Genomic DNA, 19,813 nt, shown 5'->3' with positions numbered 1-19,813 from the left:
CCTACGCGTGTGTTTCTTGTGTAGTTTCCTGCTTAGGACCTTCTTCTTTATTCCGGATTTTGGTCAGGTAAGCAATTTGCGGGCGAACGTTAATCTCTTCCAGAACGTGGAAAGCGCGTTCATTCAACTCAGTTGACAGTACCTTCGAAATAGTGCTTTCTGGGTTGTTCATATCGCCGAAGATAATAGCATCCGTTGGGCAGGCCTGAGCACAAGCGGATTGAATTTCATCAGGCAATGGTCGACGGCGTTCTTTTTTAGCTGTCAACTTACCCTCCTGGATACGCTGAACGCAGAATGAACACTTCTCGATGACCCCACGCGCACGAACTGTAACGTCAGGGTTAATGACCATTTTACCGAGGTCATTGTTGAATTGGTAGTCAAATTTGTCCTCGTCGTGATACTTGAACCAGTTGAAACGACGCACTTTGTATGGGCAGTTGTTAGCGCAGTAACGTGTGCCAATGCAACGGTTATACGTCATTTGATTCAAGCCTTCTGTGCTGTGAGTCGTCGCTAACACTGGGCAAACGGTCTCACAAGGCGCATTGCTACAGTGCTGGCACAACATTGGCTGGAACGTTACCTCGGGATTTGCAGACGCTACTTCCAACGCACGATAACCTTCAATAGCACCCATGCTTTCAAAGTCGGCGTCGCTGCTATAATAGCGGTCGATCCGCATCCAGTGCATCTCACGACGAGCCAATACTTCATCGCGGCCTACTGTTGGCGTGTTATTTTCGGAAATACAGCCTACTACGCAAGCACCACAACCAATACATGAATTCAGGTCAATAACCATACCCCACGAATGGTTAGGCTTACCATAGCCATGCCACAACGTGATATCTGTTGGCGTTACAGCACCTTCTGAAGTTTCCACCTTCGGTTCGTAGCGGCCTTCTTTCGGATTTTTCTTGTAACGAGCTAGAATGCCTTCCTGTAACACGGCCCGACGACCCATCACAGTCTCGTGTGTTTGCGTTTGGGCAATTTCATGACGGCCACCTGCCTTAGAGACGGCGGCATTTACGGCAGCCATACTTACAGTGCCCCCTATTACGGAAGCTAACGGATAAGCATTTTGGCCAACACCGTTAGCGCATTTACCTGACTTAGACCGGCCATAACCGATAGCAATAGCCACTGTCTGGTCTGCCTGCCCTGGTTGAACTAATACAGGAAGCTCAACCGATTTACCAGCAACTTCAATCTTAAGTGTTTCGTTTTGTTCAACACCAAGATCAGTCGCTGTTTTCTGAGAGACAGCAGCGTAGTTATCCCAACAAGCTTTCGATACAGGATCTGGAAACTCCTGTATCCATGGATTATTAGCTTGTGAGCCAGTACCCATACCTACTTTCTCGTAGAGAGCAACTTCAATACCGGTCGTTGGCTTATAGCGTTGGCTGATACCTGTAGAAGCAGCGGCGACATTACCAGCAAACGTAGCACCGCCAGCAGCTACTGTTGCTGAAGCTGGTTCGAATACGCCGTCATGCAATGACTTGATCCAAAACTCATCAAACGTTGTAAAGCCAGTTGCCTTCGGGAATAGATTGGTGCGCCAGTAACTGCGAACATATTCCTGGAAATCGTTGCTTTTACCTGCCCATGTCAACAAGCTCGACTGCATCTGACGAGTTTTGAAGATGTGTGTAATGGCAGGTTGGGTTAAGCTGTAGAAGCCAGCCTTAGGTTCAGTATCATTCCAGCACTCCAAGAAGTGAGGGGCTGGGGTCATATACTTGACAAGTGAACCAGTTTCATCAGCACGATCACCAAATGATAACGACAAGCCAACTTTAGGCAGTGCATCAGCAATTTCAGCGCCACGAGGATGATCATACACAGGATTCGCCATGTAGAACATAACTGCCTGTACGCGACCACCTTTCAGCTCATCAATGAAGGCATTCATCTGCTGATCATTCCCCTGGCGATAATTTACCGGCACATTGAGGTTGATCGTTGATGAATAGCTCCCTAGTAAGCTGTTTAGCGCATTGACAAGAATCTGAACGTTCGGATCGTTTGAGCCAGAAACAACCACTGCCGCGCCACGTGAAGCAATCAGATCGGCGGCAGCCTTATCAAGATACTGTACTGTTACGGGAGAAACGTTGACTGCAGTACCTCCCAGTTTAGCGGCCACCTTATTATATAGGTTAGCAACTACAAGTCCTTCCTGGGATGGCTTGTATGTACCCCGGTAATCAGCGTTGGCACCAGTCATCGACAGAATAGTCTCAAACTGGTAATGACGAGACATTTCCTTGTTTCCACCGCCTACAGCACCAATCTTACGCGTTTTAGCATAAGGTTTCGCGTGATCAAGAGGCGCAACCCACGTACCCAGAAAATCAGCTCCAATACTGACAATTGTTTTGGCTTTGCTGAAATCGTAAGAAGGAACGACAGCTTTTCCAAAAGAGGCTTGGTTTGCCTGAATAATACCTGATGCAGAATTAGCATCGTATACAATATGACGAGCGGAAGGGTACTTAGCCACGAAATCAGCAATAACTGCTTTTGTGGATGGGCTGGCAATTGTCGACGAAACAATTCGAATAGCCCCTCCACGAGCAGCGATTGTCGACAATTGACTGATGATCTCCTTATCTGCAGTTGCCCAATCAATATCCGTCTCACCTCTCTTCGGCCCTTTCAGTTTCTCGTTGTCATATAACGATAACAAAGACGCCTGAACCCGTGCAGTAGTGCCACCTCTTGATAAGCTTGAGAGGGGATTCCCCTCTATTTTAATGGGTCGGCCTTCACGCGTTTCTACTATAATGCTGGCGTGATCACCACCATCTGTAAATGTTGATGCATAATAGTCAGAAATAGTAGGGAATGTGCCTTCGGGTTTATTCAGGTACGGAATTGCTTTCCGTACAGGTGCTTCGCAGGCTGCCAGTGACACGGCTGCCATACCAAAACCCAATGTTTTTAAGAAATCGCGGCGGGGAGCATTCGTACCATCGATCAGACTTTGCAGATCGCTTCCTGATGGCTCGGCAAATTCAGATTGTGCGTTCTTAACGTATGTAGCGTCATTACGCAATTCCTCAACACCCTTCCAATACCGTTTGGTTACTTGTTCCATATACTTAATCCAGTCAGAGATGCTCTGTTTGGCTGAGTTGAGAAATTAATAGTGGCACTTTGAACATTCTAAGCCACCAATATTGGCAACTTTCAATGGCTCTTTAGTCTCTTTACGGTGCAATGCAACTAGTTTGTCATAGTAAGCATTGTCTTTCGTATTTACCTCTGTCTTCCGGTGACAGTCGATACACCAGCCCATCGTTAATGATGAACGCTGCTCAACTACCTCCATCTTCTGGATTTCACCGTGGCAGGTCTGGCATTGTACATTACCCACATTTACGTGTTGTGAATGATTGAAATAGGCCAGATCAGGCAGGTTATGTACCCGAATCCATTCAATTGGCTTATTCTGCTCAATAGCAGCGTAAATTTTCTGAATCTCTGGTGACTCCTTCTTGATGACACCATGACAGTTCATACAGATGTTGGCTGAAGGAATATGAGCAGACTTGCCTTTATTCACACCTGTATGGCAGTAGTTACAATCTATTTTGTATTGACCTGCATGCAATTTGTGTGAGTAAGCGATAGGTTGCTTCGGCGCATAACCCTGTTGAATACCGATTGAGTATAATCCATCGATCGACATTTTCGTAGCCACGAACAAGAATAGCCAGATAGCTACTGTACGAACAGTTGAGTTATTTACCGTGCCAACTAATCCATTACGAATGCGCTGTACAAGCGGTGTAGTTTGTGTACCAACAAGGGCATCGCCTGTTTGGGGGGCAACTGCTTTAGATAGAATAGTTACGATAACAAGCAGAACGCCTAATACCAGCAACATAACGACCAAAAGAGCAACCAATACGAAAGTGAACAGTTCCGATGGACCAGATGAAGCAGCGGTTGTTGCTACATTTCCTCCACCTGCCGGAGCTGGCGTGCCAGGTACTGCAGCAGCTTTGGGCGCACTTTCAGAATCAATGTAATCCAGAATGCTTTTAATATCACCATCTGACAGATTGGTGAATGAGGTCATCTGGGTCTTATTAAACTGGTTAAAGATCTTAACAGCATAAGCATCGCCTGTAGCGATCAACGCTGATGAGTTCTTTATCCACTTCTGCAACCAAGCATCACCAGGGGTACGTTGCCGAACGCCCGCCAGACCAGGACCAACTAATGCTTCGGCAGTTACATTGTGGCAAGTTTTACAGTTGTTCTCGAACAACTCCTTGCCCTTAGCTACATCTCCACCTCCTCCAGCAGCGGCTGCTGGAGTTGCTGCTGCAGGGCCACCGCCCCCTTGAGCTGCTGTAGAGTCCTGCGCGTTCATCTGCCCACCGTGAAATAACAGTAAAGCTGCCAGTGTCAACGCTCCGCAAAACCTAGATAAACGGCTCATAACGACTAATTTATAATCAAATTTCACCTTCATAATTGACCTATGTACATCATCGGCCCACAAAAGTAAGCCACGATTGCCAGAATACAAAAGTCGATTCCAAGCTATTTGAGGCCACTTTTTCTACTTAGATTCAATCTATACTAGTCCCACCAAAAGTCTACCTTTTCTGTAGCCTTAACGGTTTGACTAAAAAGCCCGCAAATAAAAATAGCCGCTAAGTATTAGCTACTTAGCGGCTACACCATAGTGAGGTTCCGAGCGGATTCGAACCGCTGTACGAGGTTTTGCAGACCTCTGCCTAGCCACTCGGCCACGGAACCTTATCGGTTTGGGAATGCAAACGTACGGTTTTAGCCTCAAATAACAAAAGGCGCCCTTCAACATTTCTGTGAAAGACGCCTTTTGAGAGCTAATCCGCTCAAATTATAAAGCGATTAGTTTTTGCTTTCCATCTGCTCTTTCAGAGCAGCAAGCGAGCTAAGGTCACCCAATGTAGCACCACGCTCAGGCTGGGCCGAAGTAGATGGCGTAGTTTTGGCAGCTTTTGGCTTCGCTTCTTTAGCTGGCTCACTCTTCTCCTGCCAGGTACGTGTATGCGACAGCATGATGCGCTTATCTTCTTTCGAGAATTCGGTTACGCGGAAGTCAAGTGACTCACCTACTTCAGCGATTGTACCGTCTTCTTTCGCAAGGTTACGCAGTGTGCAGAAGCCTTCAATACCGTAAGGCAGTTCGAGTGTTGCCATCTTGTCGTTTTTAGACAGGATCGTGCAACGGTGAACCGAGCCAAGGGTGAACGTATCTTCAAACGTATCCCATGGGTTCTCTTCGAGTTGTTTGTGACCAAGAGCCAGACGACGGTTGTCGACATCCAGTTCAAGAACAACTACGTCAAGGTTCTCACCAGCTTTGGTGAAATCTGATGGGTGCTTGATCTTCTTAGTCCACGAGAGATCTGATACGTGTACCAGACCGTCGATGCCCTCTTCCAGTTCCAGGAACAGGCCAAAGTTAGTCAGGTTACGAACGATACCTGTGTGACGTGTGCCAACAGCGTATTTCGACGTCAGGTCTGGACGAGTCCATGGGTCGGCTGAAAGTTGCTTAATGCCAAGTGACATCTTACGATCCTGACGGTCAAGTGTCAGCACAACGGCTTCAACTTCGTCATTCACTTTCAGGAATTCCTGTGGGTTACGCAGGTGCTGTGACCACGACATTTCTGATACGTGGATGAGCCCTTCTACGCCTGGCATAATTTCGAGGAACGCACCGTAGTCGGCAACATTCACAATCCGGCCTTTTACTTTCGAGCCAACCTGAATGTCTTCGGTCAAAGCATCCCAAGGGTGAGCTTGGAGTTGCTTCATGCCCAGTGAAATACGCTTCTTCTCTTCGTCGAAGTCAAGAACAACAACGTTTACGCGCTGATCGAGCGTAAGCACCTCTGATGGGTGGCTGATACGGCCCCACGAAATATCAGTGATGTGCAGCAGACCATCAACACCACCCAGATCGATGAAGACACCGAAGTTGGTCATGTTTTTGATCACGCCTTCCAGTACTTGACCTTTCTCGAGGTTGTTCAGAATTTGAGCGCGTTGAGCTTCCAGATCTTTTTCGATCAGGACTTTGTGCGAAACCACTACGTTATCATTAGCGTAGTTGATTTTCACCACTTTCACTTCCATCTTCTTACCGACATAAATGTCGAAATCACGAATCGGCTTAACGTCGATCTGTGAACCTGGCAGGAAGGCTTCAATGCTATAGATATCTACGATCAAACCACCTTTGGTACGACGCTTCACAAAGCCATCAATGATGAGGTCTTCGTCAAGTGCTTTCTGGATATTTTTCCAGGCGGTGATAACTTTGGCTTTCTTACGCGACAAAACCAGCTGACCATTCGTGTCTTCCTGATTTTCGATGTACACGTCAATCTGATCGCCAACTTTCAGGTCAGGCAGATCCCGAAATTCGGATGATGGCACCAGGCCGTCCGATTTAAAGCCGATGTTCAACAGAATTTCACGGTCAGTAATCCCTACGACCGTGCCCGTTACTACATCCTTTTCGTTTACTTCGGTGAGTGTATCTCCATACATCTCCTCCATACGTGACCGCTCGTCGGCCGAATAGCCGCTACCGAATCCTTTGTTGTCTGCCCGATCCCAATCAAATTCGGGCAAGTTTGCAGTTTGCTGCGATTTGCTCATACAACTAGTTTAACGCGACCCAATGTTACGTCAGCCTGCAGGGTCAGCGCGGGCTGAATTTTGATTAAACATGACCAAGCGCTTAGTATGGCTTTTCATGGCCTAAACGCTCCCTTTATGAAAAGGACTGCAAAGATAGCAAGTGTAGTTCAGAAAAGGTTCAGTCAGCTTAATTTGTTAACTTATTAAGGGTCAACAAAAAACCCGGCTTCAGGCCGGGTTTTCCAGTTAGTCATACATTCGCTCTCGCTTGTTGCTTAAAAAAGGCATCCAGCTGTCATCCAGAACACCAGAAAATTCTCGCAGGAAAACAATGAAAGAAGGTTTGAACGGTTTGTGACGCATTCGCATATTCGCTTCTTCCGGCGTAAAATCACCTTTGCGGGAATTACAGCGCTTACAGGCTGTTAATAGGTTATCCCAGTTCGTCTTACCTCCCCTCGATTTTGGAATAACGTGATCAAGAGTGAGATCATCGGTAGTACCGCAGTATTGGCACAAGTGACCGTCACGTCTAAAAATATTCTGCCGGGTCAGCATAACACCTTTATAAGGGAGGTGTACATAACGATGTAGTCGAATAACAGTTGGCATCGGAAACTCTTTGTCAACGGTTCGGAGAAATAAGGCCTCCGATTCAGCAACAAGTTCAGCTTTGCTCAGATAAACCAGCAAAAATGCTTTAGGTACGGAACAGATGCTAAGCGCACTGTAATCTTGATTTAAGACTAAAACTTTCCTGCCCATGTGTCGGTTGTAAGTCCTCTGTTTCGTAGCAATTTACATACTTATCCACATTTCCCCAAGTCCGACGCGCCGTTAAATTTCGTGTTGCCTTCAGCCCTGTTTATCCATCATACTCACCACGTTGTATGTTTCGTGTAACGTCGCGCTCTTTGATGCTGTCTCGCTTATCGAACATCTTTTTGCCTTTTGCCAGCGCAATATCCAGTTTGGCAAAACCTCTTGGATTAGTATACAAGCGTACAGGCACAATTGTTAGGCCCTGATCTTTTAACTTTTCGGCAAGCTTACGGAGTTCACGCTTGGTTAACAGTAATTTACGATCACGCAGAGGCTCATGATTATTATATGTTCCTTCCGTATAAGATGATACACTCATCTGCCTCACATATAATTCGTCGTTTAAAAACAGACAATACGCATCTTGGAGATTTACTTTCCCCTGCCGGATCGACTTTATCTCGGTACCCGTAAGGACTAACCCGGCAGAATACGTCTCTATAAAAGCGTATTCAAACGAGGCCCTGCGGTTTCGAATGTCAACTTGTTTAACAATTGCTGTACTGGCCATTCAAGAAAGGGCATTAGGTGGTTACAAAGTGATCGGTCCATTCTAGGTCTGGGGATTCCAGCCAATAACGTACCTGATTTCGTGATACTGTGTAAACAAGAAAACCCCGGTCGTGAGACCAGGGTTCGGAAAGTTTACCAAATACTCGCTAAACCGTTAGAAAGTCGCCCGGCTGGCCAACGTTTCATGTAAAAGCTCGCGCTTACACATGGCATTGAAGCCACAGCCTCAGGACCCAATACGGCATCGACCAGCCAGAGCGATGTAGACGTCGGCCTTGTGCAGGCACCAACGTGAGGCACTTATTTTAGGGCAAAAACAATGCCGGACCGATTAAAGACCGGCCTAATTTTAATGTAAAAGGTCATAATTCGCCTTTTCGTCACAGAAAACAATCTTGCTTACATCTTTCGCCCATACCGGTAACATATCACAAAATTTATGCCACAAAAAAGCCAACTTACCTGTAAGTTGGCTTTTTTGTCAAATTAATTAAAAATCTATTTTTTGGCAGCAGCCTGTTTCTCTTTATACTCTTTGTTGAGGCCATCAATGATACGCTTCGTGGCATCGCTGCCACCATCAGCGAAAAGGATGTTTCCTCCTTTCTGGTAGCCCAGCACCATTTCATACTTGTTTTGGCCATTTACCTTCTTCAGGTAATCGAAGATTTGGTTATACAGCTCTTCATCTTTTTTGGCTTTTTCCATAGCTAAACCTTGGGCAGCCTGCTCACGATAAGCCATCAGATCCTGGTTTTTCTTCTCTAAAGATGCCTGGGCAGCACGACCCTGCTCCTGCGTCATGGTTTGTGCCCGTTGCTGAAAGAAGGCCACTTCGTTTTGTAACGACCGACCCCGCGTCTGAATATCATTCTCTAACTGATATTGTTTGCTTTCGAGCACCTTCCGGGTGTCTTTGAAATAGTCGTAATTAGAAGCCAACGAGTCGATGTTCACATAGACCAGTTTACGGCCTTCAACAAGTTTAGGAGTTTCTTTTACGTCAGCATCTGACTTATGTTCCTTGAAATGGAGATAGTACAGTACGGCTACGGCGATGGCGAGCACTATATTGATCGCCAGAGATGCATTCTTCACGAGCTAAATGATTATAAATTGGTTTGTATGACAAAGCTACGATTTTACGGCTACGGTCGGTAATACGGTTTGCCGAACCCAATAACCTGACAGTCCAGCAAATCCGGCCACTAAACCAGCAAGCAGCGGAGTAATTACGAGTAAATAGATAGGCGTTGGCGGCAATTTTATCACCTCACTCATACGGCTGGTCAGAATTCCTCCCGACTGACTATGCTGCAGCAGTGCATAGCCTAGCCAAACCAGACCAACACCTAGAAAACTGTATAAAAACGAACGGCCACCACTTACAGGTCGGCCAAAGCAAAAAGCAAACGCAACCAGTGCGACGCTCCACCAGGGTAATACGAGTTGGGCCAGCAGACTCAGCAACGCGATTAAAAGGATAGGGACCATAAATTATGTATGTAGCACCGAAGCATCAACTTCGGGAGTTCAATGAATACCTGTTTATTACTGAAGCTGAAGCTTCGGCGCTCCACGCTTATTTGAGTTGCCAGTGAACAGACGTACCCGCTGCGGTTGGACTAGTCATGAATTGGAGGGGTGTAAGCTGCCCACGACGCCAGGGCTCCAGCATGTTCAGGTAATAATGACTACCCGGATTGCCAGATTGCCCGCCCGGCAACGCAGCGTACCCTTTTGGAGTTGGTCCTAAAGCCACTACAAGTCGCCAGGAAGGACCGGTTCGGGTTGTAGTCGCGTTGACAACGGACGTACCCCCTCCTACCTGTACATTCATCGCACTGAGTGCATCGAGGCGAGCCAGATGAGCAATACGCGTGGCCTTTGTGGTAGCCCATTGCCATGCATTACCCTGTGGTCCATGCCGTTTCGTAAGGGTGTCAACCGTTATCTGAAAACTACGGGTAACAATATCGGCCAATGTTTCGCGGGCAGGCGTACGGCTATCATCTACCCAGCGAGCCGCTGGGTTTTCGTCGATCATGCGCATTGTTCTGTCGGCAGAGGGCATTTTCATAGGGAGTGTATCAGCATCGGGCATATCATCGGCCCAGAGTGCATCCATAAACCGCTTTTCCCATTCAACGAAGATGGTGGCTCCTACTTCGGCAATATCATTATTGAAACGCCATTGCTGAACCGTCTTCAATGCCTGCTGTTGCGGTGCTGATAACGTACCTGAACGTACCTGAACCAGCAGCTTTGGCAATAGATTAGCCGCCCGCAGGTTGTAGTTATCGTATTGCAGCTTCGCCATGCTATCAACTGTGGCTTTTCCCATTGCCGTAAGGCGCTGGTTAATACGCATGCCGCGCTCAGGTGGCGCAAACTGCCAGTTCAAGTAGTACGGGTACGTTGGATCGGTTGACGATTGGTTTGCCGACGAAACAAAACCGCGCGTTGGATTCTTTACATGCGGATTATGAACAGCTGGAATATAAGCCAGCCAATCATCAGCGGGGTTCGTGCCATCGAGCAGAAATTTGCCCTGCTCTTTCTTTTTCAGCGGAAAACGGCCGTTCGGCGAAATGGCGATGTCTTTATGTACGTCAGCAAACACGAAATTCTGTGCAGGCGAACCATACGACAGCATGGCTTCCCGATAATCATCATGGTTTTTGGCCCGATTGAGCAGGTAAAAGCAAAGTAGCTCATTGGCGGCATCATGGGCCACCCAACGCACGGCATACCCAACCGGAAAATTTCTGGCGAATGACTTTTGGCCCTGCGTATACATAACCGGCCCGTGGTGCGTGTATAATACGGTATCAATCACGTCGGGTTTACCTTTCACCTTCACCGTTTCAATTCGGCGGGTAACGGGTTTCCACTTATTGTCGTACCAATATTCTTGCCGGCTGTTGTCTTTGAACTTGATCTTGTAAAAATCAAGAACGTCAGAGCCCACGTTGGTTTCCCCCCACGCAATGTTCTCGTTGAACCCACCAATAACGCCAGGTGAACCGGGCATTGATGCTCCCATAACATTCATGGTTGGTGTATGAAGCTGAATCAGATACCAAATAGAAGGTAAACTAAGCGACAGATGTGGGTCATTGGCCAGTATTGGGTAGCCAGTAGCCGACTTCTCAGCGCCAACAGCCCAGTTATTTGAGCCAATAGCCGGATCATGCCTCGGCCAGTTCATGGCAAAATCACCTTTACCTGGCTTTGGGTTTTTAGGCGACTTAAGGTAATAAACCGGTAGAAAATCCCACTTTGTCCCAACTGGAATAATCGGGTCTTCTTTGTGCGGGTAATCAGGAAAAAGATCACGGGTAACGTCGGGGCCGAACTTAGCCAGAATATTGGTCATGGCTACATCATCAGCACCCAACGCCAACACACCCGACATGTATTTAAGGAAATAAGCACACTTGATCGGTTGCCAGGGCTCTGGTGCATAACCAAGCAACTTGTATTCCAGCGGGTAATCAGCGGGCTTTAGTTGCGCGATGTATGCATTAATTCCGGCCGTATAGGCATCAACCGTTTCCCTGGTCCGCGGATCGTCCATCATGAACGCGACTGACTTTTCGGCGGCGAACCCCATACCAAGGCGACGGTTGTATCGATCAAGTTCAATGGCACGATCCCCCACAATTTCACTCAGGCGACCAGCCGCGGCATGAGTCTGAAATTCCATTTGCCATAGCCGGTCACGAGCCGTCAGATAGCCTTGTGCAAAGTAGGCGTCATAGTCGTTCCTGGCAAAAACGTGCGGAATATGCAGGCTGTCGAACACAACCTCAACGGGCTCACGAGTACCGTCAAGGTCTATCTCCTTCGCCTGAAGCTGGTCTGGTTTTTCTGCGTTCTGCCAGAATCCGGTAAACGGACTAAGTAACGGCCCAACTGCCGGAACAGCCCCCCAACTGCGGTTCAGGGCATAGATGAGCGCAACGGCAATGAAGGTAGAGAGAGCAGCTTTTAGAATACGCATAGAAAGTGACCTATTTGGGCCAAAATTGCGCAATTCCGATCAGTTATCAATAATGAGAGATCAGTTATCATTTAACACTGAACAGCAGCAGTGCGCATGCCTCTCAATTGCGCCGGTGAGGAACGTACCTGGGTACCTATACCAGCCAATACCTACCCATTGATAACTGCATCAAGCTGTCTGAACGCGGCCGGTCCGTTGCGACTGACCAGTCTTTTGCGGGTTGGCAGCCCGGCTTAGCGACGCCAGAAATAAGCCACTAACCCGACTTTGCCATTGACGAAATCGTTTGTTGGCCTTCGTATCATGTTCAGATAGATAACCAATCAATCGGGGTAAATCGAACGTATCGGAAGCAATACCAGCGCCCGCCCGCTGCCCGTCGAGGGCGTTACAGGCCTGTTCGTAGTGATTCGGCTGTGGCATCATCAACACTGGTTTACCCAGATACATCGCCTCACAAACTGATTCGAACCCCGCCGTTGTAATCACGGCATTACAACGAGCCATATCAGTCAAATACCGCTGTCCGTCGAGTTTGCACTCCGTCAACGTATCGTCAACCTGTTCTTCCGGGTTACCTACACCGGCGTGGTAGTAGCGAAGCGATTGCCCGGGTTGCTGATGATGTGCCCCATACACCACAGAACGCAAGCCAGCTTGTGTGGTATAGGCCAGAAAAAACGATTCGTTGGTTGGCTTGAGCGTCATGACTTCACTTCGCAACAAGGGCGGTACTACCCGTAACCGCCGCTCAGGTACATCAGACTGCTGATCGAATGATAGACCAAGCAATTCCGAAGAGCCAATGGCATTAAGCCGAACCAACGCCAGAAACGACGCTTTATCGAGCCTTTTCTTTGCAGGAAAAAGAAAATCGGGGTGCAGCGCCATAAACTGATGCGCCACGCTGATCACAGGAACCGCTGGCTTATGAAAGGCATACGTCAGGCCGCATAAGAGTTCAAAAAAATTGATCACCACATCCGGGCGTTCCTGCTCGATAACCTGGTTCAACTGCCGCATACTGCTCCGGAACGTACCCAGTTGTGTAACCGCCCGCCGTAGCGTAGCGCCTAGATTCAGACAGTTTGTGGTGGGGCAGTAAACCAGTTCGGGCGTAGTCAGGGGCGTGTACGGGGCTGGAAACTGTTCGGCAAAAAAGGCAGGAATCGGCCGACGGTCAGCCAGCCCGACCATGGCCCGAACTACGCTGTGTCCGGCGGCCTGAAGAATCTGCGCCAGCGATATAGCCTGGGTCAGATGCCCTCGGCCTTCACCCTGAATAACAAATAGGAAGCGCATAGTTGGTTAGCGTTTTGCGAAAACGTCGTTTAAAATCACCTGTTGAATCGATTCCGTATCATCTGGTTGAATTCCTTCGTCAGCATCGTCAGGTACGTTACCGGCACTCGCGGCCATATCGGATGAGTAGTACAGCAGATTCCAGTTACCGTCGTGATCTTCAATCAGGGCACTGAGCGACTCAACCCAGTCGCCGGAGTTCATGTAAATGAGGCCGTTGATTTGCCGAATGGCTGGCTGGTGAATATGGCCGCAGATAATTCCATCGCAGTGGCGGGCGCGGGCCAGTTCGGTCAGCTTTTCCTCGAAATCAGAGATGTAGCTCACCGCCGATTTGATGCGCTGTTTCACCGTTTGCGACAGCGAATAATAAGGCAACCCTCGCCACGCGCGATATTGATTATAGAGTTTGTTGACCCAAAGCAGGAACGTATAGCCTATATCGCCCAGGTAGGCCAGCCATTTCATGTGCGAGGTGATCGAATCGAACACGTCGCCATGGGTAACGTAGAAGCTGCGCTCGCCGGCGGGGTTAACCGATTTGAGGAGATAATCGCGCTGGATACGAAAATTGCGGCCGACCTGTAGCGGCAGTACCTGATCCAGAAAGTCATCATGATTACCACGGAGATAGATGACTTTGGTATCGTGATGAACGATTTGCTTTAAAACGACCTTAAAAAAAGCAGTGTGTTTTTTCTTCCAGACACCGTGCTGGCGAAGCTGCCAGCCGTCGATAATGTCGCCGTTGAGGATAAGCTTCTGACACGAATGGTATTTCAGAAAATCCGTTGCCTCTTTAGCCTTCGATCCGGCTGTGCCGAGATGCAGGTCGGATAACACAATGGTCCTGAACAGCGTTGCCTGTTTCATGACCCAAACTTACCCGCTACATATGAACTGGTTTTTATCGACTGATTACCAAATCAAGACGATATATACCTCAATATTGCCTACTTATTACGAATGGAAAATCCCGTATTGATTTTTGGTGCCGGTAACCTCGGCCTCACCGCCTTAGACATCTTTCAGCGCAATTCTGTTGTTGTCTACGGCTTTCTTGATGATGATAAAGCCCTGCATGGACAGGAATTTGGCGTAGTGCCTGTTCTGGGCGACACCGACGATGATGGTTTTCTGAAACTGATTGGTCAGAAGACCGAATCGTTCGTAGCCATTAGCGACGGGCGGGTGCGTAAGAAACTGGTGAAGCTGTTGAATGAACGTCGCAAGACCCAGCCCGTTAATGCTATTCACGATACGGCCATAATCTCATCGCTGGCCACCATTGGCCACGGTAACCTGATTGCCGCACGCGTGACCGTAAACCCAATGGCCATCGTTGGGCAGCATTGCGTACTTCTGGCCGGAGCGATTATCGATACCCGGGCAGCGATTGGTGACTATGTACAGGTGGGTCCCGGCGCGGTGATCAACAGCGGCGTAACACTGGAGGAAGGGGCCTATATCGGCACTGGCGCCGTTTTGGTGGCGGGTGTCACCGTGGGCAAAGGGGCCCGCGTGGGCGCCGGTTCGGTAGTTGTTGAGAACGTACCTGCAAACGCTACCATATTCGGCAACCCGGCAAAGGGGTTGTAAAAAGTATTCCCCCAACGTCTTCAGTAGACCTTGGGGGAATAGTAAGTCTGGCCGAAGCTAACTAGCCTACATACACTTCCTCATTCTTGAGAAAATCCTGGTACGTCTTTTCAAGCCCTTCCGGCAGATCAATTTTGTGTTTGTACCCCATTGCGTGCAGACGGGATACGTCCATTAGTTTGCGGGGGGTACCATCGGGCTTTTCGGTATTCCAGCGGAGTTCGCCGTCGAAACCAACAACATCTTTCACCATCTCGGCCAACGCGCGGATGGTCAGGTCTTCACCCGTACCCACGTTGACAAATTGTTCACCGTCGTAGTTGTTCATCAGAAAGACGCAAGCCTCGGCCAGATCGTCGGCGTGCATAAACTCGCGCAGTGGCGAACCTGTACCCCACACTTCAACAAACGGCTGGCCGTTTACTTTAGCCTCATGAAACTTCCGGATCAATGCGGGCAATACGTGCGAGCCCTGTAAATCGTAGTTGTCATTGGGTCCATACAGATTGGTCGGCATGGCCGAAATGAAGTTGGCACCATACTGGCTGCGATACGATTCGCATAGTTTGATACCGGCAATTTTGGCAATAGCATACGGCTCATTTGTTTGCTCCAGGAAACCACTCAGTAGTGAGTCTTCTTTCAGTGGCTGTGGAGCCATTTTGGGATAAATGCAGGACGAGCCAAGAAACAGCAATTTAGTTACCCCGTGCTGAAACGCACTATGAATGATATTGGCCTCGATCATCAGATTCTCGTACAGAAAATCGGCCCGATAAATGTTGTTGGCTAGAATACCGCCTACCTTAGCCGCCGCCAGAAACACATACTCAGGTTTTTGCTCCGCAAAAAAGTCGGCCACAGCCGCCTGATTACGAAGATCTAACTCCGACGAAGTGCGGGAAATGATGTTTGTGTAACCGCCAGCTTCCAATTGCCGAACAATAGCCGAACCTACCATACCCCGGTGACCAGCAACATAAATTTTAGCCTGTTTTTCCACTGTGAATGAATCCGTGGCCTATTCTATAGAGTTAGGCCCTTTTTTGTGAAATAATCGTTACCCTAACGCGTTGCATCCATAATGGTGTAGCCGCGACGGTGTAAAGTTAACACCTTCAACTGCCCAACGATTCCCGTCTGCTCATAAACCAGTTGGCCGATTCTTAAACCAGCTTAAAATCTCCATGTTTCGTTGCTTTTCGCTCTTTTTGATCATACTGTCTGCCAGTTCCTTCGTGCTGGCGCAAACGGCTCCATCAGCTCTGACTACAGCGGCTGGGCCGCCCGTAGCCGTTCCGAAGAAGCAAAAAGGTAGTTTTCTAAAAAAAATAGCCGAACAGGCTGGTGTACCCTCAGCAATAGCCGATAACCCGCTGTCTACTACGGCCTATGGCTTACCGGCCAGCGTTTCGAATAAAGATTCAGCAGGCAACAGGCTGAGCGATATGCTTGGCAGTAGTATACCAGACTTAGGCCTGAAGCTCAGTTCGTTTAAAAAGAACAAAGGCGAGAAGCGGGAAAAGAAAAAAGTATCGAAAACAGACTATGAAGGGCTACCCATGATTCGGCAGTTCATCAAAATTGGCTCTGGCGATCGAACGATTATTGAAGAATTTCATGTGCTCAAAACCTGGCAAGACCCCAGCCCTTATGTGCGCGAAAACTTCGGCTTCAATGCTAAAGAAGCCAAAATCAGGGCGTTAACAAAAGATATGACGGGCGTTTATTTGATGCATGGCCCTTATAAACGGTATCAGAACGGGGATCTGGTTGAAGAAGGGTTCTACTATATGGGGGCTAAAGACGGCCGCTGGGAAAAGTACGACGCCAAGTTCATGTTAACCGATAAAGTGCGGTATCATCGTGGCTTTCCGGCCGATGCTTATATCGCTTATTATGATTCGGCCCATACCAAAGTGAAAGAAGTGATGCCTTACGAATATGGCAAACTGAAAGGAACGTACCTGGCCTACCACCCCAATGGGCAATTGGCCGAAGAAGGCAAATATGATAACGGAGTGAAAGTAGGCCGCTGGACAGAGTATTACGCATCTACTACCCGCCGGTTCCGGCGCCGGGTTACGCAATACGCTCGCGACCGGTGGGAGGGCGATACTGAGCCCGTCGTTCTATCAGAGTGGGATGAAAAAGGCAAAATCACCTACGAACGGCCGAAAGAAACAAGCACTGGGTCTGAAGAAGAAGAAAATCAGTGAATTGGGGGAGTTGTCTTTGAGTGGATATGCACTGCTTACAGCCAGCCCTTCAACAGGGTGGGTGCCCCCGGCTTAGGGCGACAACTCCTTCAAGATGAAGCGATTTCAAGAACCACTACAAAGAAGAAGGCCCCGTGAAATCAACTTCACGGGGCCTTATCTATAAAACAGGTACGCTACTTAAATACGCCTAACGGATCAGGCTGCTTGGCAAGTAGCTCTTGCAGGTACGTCAGATCAAGGCTAGAAATCTCGATCTTATAGGCTTTGTGCAAGTACATCCAGGCCGACCGGTAATCGGCCTGAAGGTAGCTGGCAATTGATAACTTGGAATAAGCCGTTGCATGATCCGGGCGCAGGAAGAGGGCTTTCTGCAGGTGCTCACGAGCATCGTCTAAACTAGCCGTATCCGATTTAGCCTGATATTGCTCTAATTCAACCGTTGCCAGATCGGTCAGCATTACGGCGTTTGTGTCTGACAAGGCAACGCCCCGCTTCAACATCCGAACAGCATCAGTTAACTGGTTGCGCTGGTAGGAAACAACGCCGAGCCCCCAATACACATCGGGGTTTTTGTCGTTCAGAATATAGGCCAGATTGAACCGGTAAGCCGCCGTATCCAGTTGCGCTTCTCCGATATACTCCCAACCTCGCGACGAGAAGAACTGGCTGGCCTCTTCCCTCGACGTGAAGCTCTGATCACAATCATTCAGGAAATGGATTTCTTCTTCAATCTGTGTAGGCGATTTCGACCGCTCTCCGAACAAAGGAAGTATCCGGGCGTCAATGATGCGCTCGGCCAGCACAGGCTTCTTAGCAACGTCGGTAGCTGCCGACGCGATAACCCTTGTTGAGGATAGATCGGCCGTATGGCTGTCTGGCGTATGTACGTCTGATGCCTTCACGGGCGCCTGTTTGGTTGCTTTAACCATAACAGGTGTCCGGGCCTGCCCTAAAGCAAGGCCTGGTAACAGCAATAACAATAGGGCGGTTGCCTCCCAAACACGCAGGGACGTACCTGACGTATAGGGCTGATAGACTGATCCTGATTGCTTACGATGATATTGCATAGCTACCGTAGAACGACGGGGCATTGAAGTTAGTACATAGTTGCTAATTACCGGCGACCAGCACCCGGTTTTTTTGGCCCTCGCGACGCTGATCCTGAGCGTCCTGGCGGTCTGCCACCTGGCCGCGGCGACGATTTTTTTAATGCGCTGGCTGGGCGTCCAACCCCCGGCGTCTTGCTTTTCGATGCTGCCTTTTGCTTTCGGTCACGGCCCGGGTGCTCTTTCTTCTCATGAAATGCTCCTTTGAAAGTAGGATCTTCTTTCCTTCGTTGCTCATCCACCTCGCGCAACATATCCTGTTGCTCTTCAAACGGCGTTTCTACCTGCATCACCTGCTCAGGAATCGCTTGACGGGGCACTTTCATCTTGATGATCTTTTCGATCTTCTCAACATGGTACAGTTCGGCCATCGTCACAAACGTGATAGCCTCCCCTGTATGGTTGGCTCGTCCGGTGCGTCCAATCCGGTGTACGTAATCTTCATAGATGATAGGTACGTCGAAATTGATCACGTGCGACACTTCGGCAACGTCTATTCCGCGTGCGGCAACGTCTGTAGCAACCAACACCCGAACGTTTCCCTCTTTGAACGCCTCCATCGAGTTGATCCGCGTATTCTGTCCTTTGTTAGCGTGAATGACCCGCACCTCTCCAGCCTCAAACACTTTTCGGGCGAGAAATTTATAAATATTCTCGACGTTGGTTTTCGTACGGGCAAAGACAATTACGCGCTGAAATGTATCCTGTGTGATCAGGAAGTTGAGCAGATTTATTTTCGTACGGAAGTTGGGCACTTCGTAGATCACCTGATCAACCATTTTTGCCGTCATCGTCTCTGGCGTTACTTCTAGCCTGATAGGCGCTTCGAGAAACTCAGACGATAACCGCTCAACCCGGTCGGGGAATGTGGCAGAGAAAAGAAGGTTTTGCCGCTTGCGGGGAATCACCTCCAAAATAGCCCGGATCTGGGGCATGAAGCCCATATCCATCATCTTATCGGCTTCATCGAGAACCATCGTTTTCAGATCTTTCGTCACCACTTCGCCCGCCCGATACAGATCGTTGAAACGGCCTGGTGTAGCTACGATGATATCGACGCCTGCCTGCAACTGCTCAATTTGTTTCTTAGGGCCTAAACCGCCATACAGGGCAACATGACGTATATCTGTGTATTTGGCAAGCTCAGTTATGGTCTGATCGATCTGCATGGCCAACTCACGGGTGGGTGCCAGAATAAGCACACGTGGCGTAGTGCCCTGCGCGTATTTGATCCGCATCAGTACAGGGAGCAGGTAGGCGGCCGTTTTTCCCGTTCCTGTTTGCGCAATGCCCAATACGTCGTGGTTACCCAGAATCGTTGGAATAGCTTTTAACTGAATGGGCGTAGGTTCAGTATAGCCGGCATCGGCTATGGCGTTGAGTAACTGACGATTGAGCGCAAAGTCATCAAACGACGGCGTTTTCTCTGGCGTTGGCTCACTTGTTGTTGAATTCATACCACAAAGGTACGAAAGTCAGCAGTCTGGATGGCCGTAAGTAGGTAAGTCAATAGTCGTAAGAGCTCCGCTTATCGCAGGTACGTTCCAAAGCAGGGCGACTTACGACTA

15 protein-coding genes and 1 tRNA gene are annotated in these 19,813 nt (G+C 48.7%); 2 read left to right on the top strand and 14 right to left on the bottom strand.

What is annotated here, in order from left to right:
• Position 1 precedes the first annotated feature (1 nt).
• The 11 genes from J2I46_RS06815 to J2I46_RS06765 form a co-directional block, all read right to left on the bottom strand.
• A complete protein-coding gene (locus tag J2I46_RS06815) occupies positions 2-3,115 on the bottom strand; it encodes a TAT-variant-translocated molybdopterin oxidoreductase (RefSeq protein WP_207328269.1) in 3,114 nt (1,037 codons plus the stop codon).
• Between the two features lie 45 nt (positions 3,116-3,160).
• On the bottom strand, positions 3,161-4,501 hold the full coding sequence (locus J2I46_RS06810; protein ID WP_229379641.1) for a c-type cytochrome: 1,341 nt from the start codon (positions 4,499-4,501) through the stop codon (positions 3,161-3,163).
• A 219-nt stretch (positions 4,502-4,720) separates the two neighbouring features.
• Positions 4,721-4,791, bottom strand: a tRNA-Cys gene (locus J2I46_RS06805).
• 114 nt (positions 4,792-4,905) lie between these two features.
• Positions 4,906-6,690: a 30S ribosomal protein S1 gene (gene rpsA / locus J2I46_RS06800; RefSeq protein ID WP_207328268.1), complete on the bottom strand. Its 1,785-nt coding sequence runs from the start codon at positions 6,688-6,690 to the stop codon at positions 4,906-4,908.
• 228 nt (positions 6,691-6,918) lie between these two features.
• A complete protein-coding gene (locus J2I46_RS06795; protein WP_207328267.1) occupies positions 6,919-7,437 on the bottom strand; it encodes an HNH endonuclease in 519 nt (172 codons plus the stop codon).
• 100 nt (positions 7,438-7,537) lie between these two features.
• On the bottom strand, positions 7,538-8,005 hold the full coding sequence (gene smpB, locus J2I46_RS06790; protein WP_207328266.1) for an SsrA-binding protein SmpB: 468 nt from the start codon (positions 8,003-8,005) through the stop codon (positions 7,538-7,540).
• 500 nt (positions 8,006-8,505) lie between these two features.
• The gene (locus J2I46_RS06785; protein ID WP_207328265.1) at positions 8,506-9,105 is read right to left on the bottom strand and encodes an OmpH/Skp family outer membrane protein; all 600 of its coding nucleotides are present in this window, start codon (positions 9,103-9,105) and stop codon (positions 8,506-8,508) included.
• Positions 9,106-9,141: 36 nt separating this feature from the next.
• Positions 9,142-9,501: a hypothetical protein gene (locus J2I46_RS06780; RefSeq protein ID WP_207328264.1), complete on the bottom strand. Its 360-nt coding sequence runs from the start codon at positions 9,499-9,501 to the stop codon at positions 9,142-9,144.
• Between the two features lie 88 nt (positions 9,502-9,589).
• Positions 9,590-12,013 (bottom strand): penicillin acylase family protein, encoded by a 2,424-nt coding sequence (locus J2I46_RS06775; RefSeq protein ID WP_207328263.1) that lies wholly within the window; start codon positions 12,011-12,013, stop codon positions 9,590-9,592.
• A gap of 171 nt (positions 12,014-12,184) precedes the next feature.
• On the bottom strand, positions 12,185-13,318 hold the full coding sequence (locus J2I46_RS06770; RefSeq protein ID WP_207328262.1) for a glycosyltransferase family protein: 1,134 nt from the start codon (positions 13,316-13,318) through the stop codon (positions 12,185-12,187).
• 6 nt (positions 13,319-13,324) lie between these two features.
• Positions 13,325-14,191 carry a UDP-2,3-diacylglucosamine diphosphatase gene (locus tag J2I46_RS06765; RefSeq protein ID WP_207328261.1) on the bottom strand — a complete coding sequence of 289 codons (867 nt, stop codon included), beginning with the start codon at positions 14,189-14,191 and terminating at the stop codon, positions 13,325-13,327.
• Between the two features lie 93 nt (positions 14,192-14,284).
• Between J2I46_RS06765 and J2I46_RS06760 the strand changes: the two genes are divergently transcribed.
• A complete protein-coding gene (locus tag J2I46_RS06760; RefSeq protein ID WP_207328260.1) occupies positions 14,285-14,917 on the top strand; it encodes an acetyltransferase in 633 nt (210 codons plus the stop codon).
• A gap of 61 nt (positions 14,918-14,978) precedes the next feature.
• Here J2I46_RS06760 and fcl read toward each other — a convergent pair whose 3' ends face one another.
• Positions 14,979-15,920, bottom strand: a complete 942-nt coding sequence (gene fcl / locus J2I46_RS06755) for a GDP-L-fucose synthase (protein ID WP_207328259.1) — start codon at positions 15,918-15,920, stop codon at positions 14,979-14,981.
• A gap of 184 nt (positions 15,921-16,104) precedes the next feature.
• Here fcl and J2I46_RS06750 point away from each other — a divergent pair, with 184 nt between their 5' ends.
• Positions 16,105-17,136, top strand: a complete 1,032-nt coding sequence (locus J2I46_RS06750) for a toxin-antitoxin system YwqK family antitoxin (RefSeq protein ID WP_207328258.1) — start codon at positions 16,105-16,107, stop codon at positions 17,134-17,136.
• Between the two features lie 176 nt (positions 17,137-17,312).
• Here the strand turns inward: J2I46_RS06750 and J2I46_RS06745 are convergent, their stop codons facing one another.
• The gene (locus J2I46_RS06745; protein ID WP_229379640.1) at positions 17,313-18,230 is read right to left on the bottom strand and encodes a tetratricopeptide repeat protein; all 918 of its coding nucleotides are present in this window, start codon (positions 18,228-18,230) and stop codon (positions 17,313-17,315) included.
• Positions 18,231-18,253: 23 nt separating this feature from the next.
• Entirely contained in the window at positions 18,254-19,702 is a 1,449-nt protein-coding gene (locus J2I46_RS06740) for a DEAD/DEAH box helicase (RefSeq protein WP_207328257.1), read from the bottom strand.
• Positions 19,703-19,813: the final 111 nt, after the last annotated feature.

The organism is Fibrella forsythiae (assembly GCF_017353175.1).
Lineage (GTDB): Bacteria > Bacteroidota > Bacteroidia > Cytophagales > Spirosomataceae > Fibrella > Fibrella forsythiae.
Note: the sequence above shows the minus strand (reverse complement) of the source record. Positions and strands in the feature narration are given on the sequence as shown.

Coding starts and splice junctions, on each gene's coding strand:
- J2I46_RS06775 (WP_207328263.1), bottom strand. CDS start 12,013: ATGCGTATTCTAAAAGCTGCTCTCTCTACCTTCATTGCCGTTGCGCTC.
- J2I46_RS06795 (WP_207328267.1), bottom strand. CDS start 7,437: ATGGGCAGGAAAGTTTTAGTCTTAAATCAAGATTACAGTGCGCTTAGC.
- J2I46_RS06745 (WP_229379640.1), bottom strand. CDS start 18,230: ATGCCCCGTCGTTCTACGGTAGCTATGCAATATCATCGTAAGCAATCA.
- J2I46_RS06810 (WP_229379641.1), bottom strand. CDS start 4,501: ATGAAGGTGAAATTTGATTATAAATTAGTCGTTATGAGCCGTTTATCT.
- J2I46_RS06740 (WP_207328257.1), bottom strand. CDS start 19,702: ATGAATTCAACAACAAGTGAGCCAACGCCAGAGAAAACGCCGTCGTTT.
- rpsA (WP_207328268.1), bottom strand. CDS start 6,690: ATGAGCAAATCGCAGCAAACTGCAAACTTGCCCGAATTTGATTGGGAT.
- J2I46_RS06765 (WP_207328261.1), bottom strand. CDS start 14,191: ATGAAACAGGCAACGCTGTTCAGGACCATTGTGTTATCCGACCTGCAT.
- J2I46_RS06760 (WP_207328260.1), top strand. CDS start 14,285: ATGGAAAATCCCGTATTGATTTTTGGTGCCGGTAACCTCGGCCTCACC.
- J2I46_RS06770 (WP_207328262.1), bottom strand. CDS start 13,318: ATGCGCTTCCTATTTGTTATTCAGGGTGAAGGCCGAGGGCATCTGACC.
- smpB (WP_207328266.1), bottom strand. CDS start 8,005: ATGGCCAGTACAGCAATTGTTAAACAAGTTGACATTCGAAACCGCAGG.
- J2I46_RS06815 (WP_207328269.1), bottom strand. CDS start 3,115: ATGGAACAAGTAACCAAACGGTATTGGAAGGGTGTTGAGGAATTGCGT.
- J2I46_RS06780 (WP_207328264.1), bottom strand. CDS start 9,501: ATGGTCCCTATCCTTTTAATCGCGTTGCTGAGTCTGCTGGCCCAACTC.
- J2I46_RS06750 (WP_207328258.1), top strand. CDS start 16,105: ATGTTTCGTTGCTTTTCGCTCTTTTTGATCATACTGTCTGCCAGTTCC.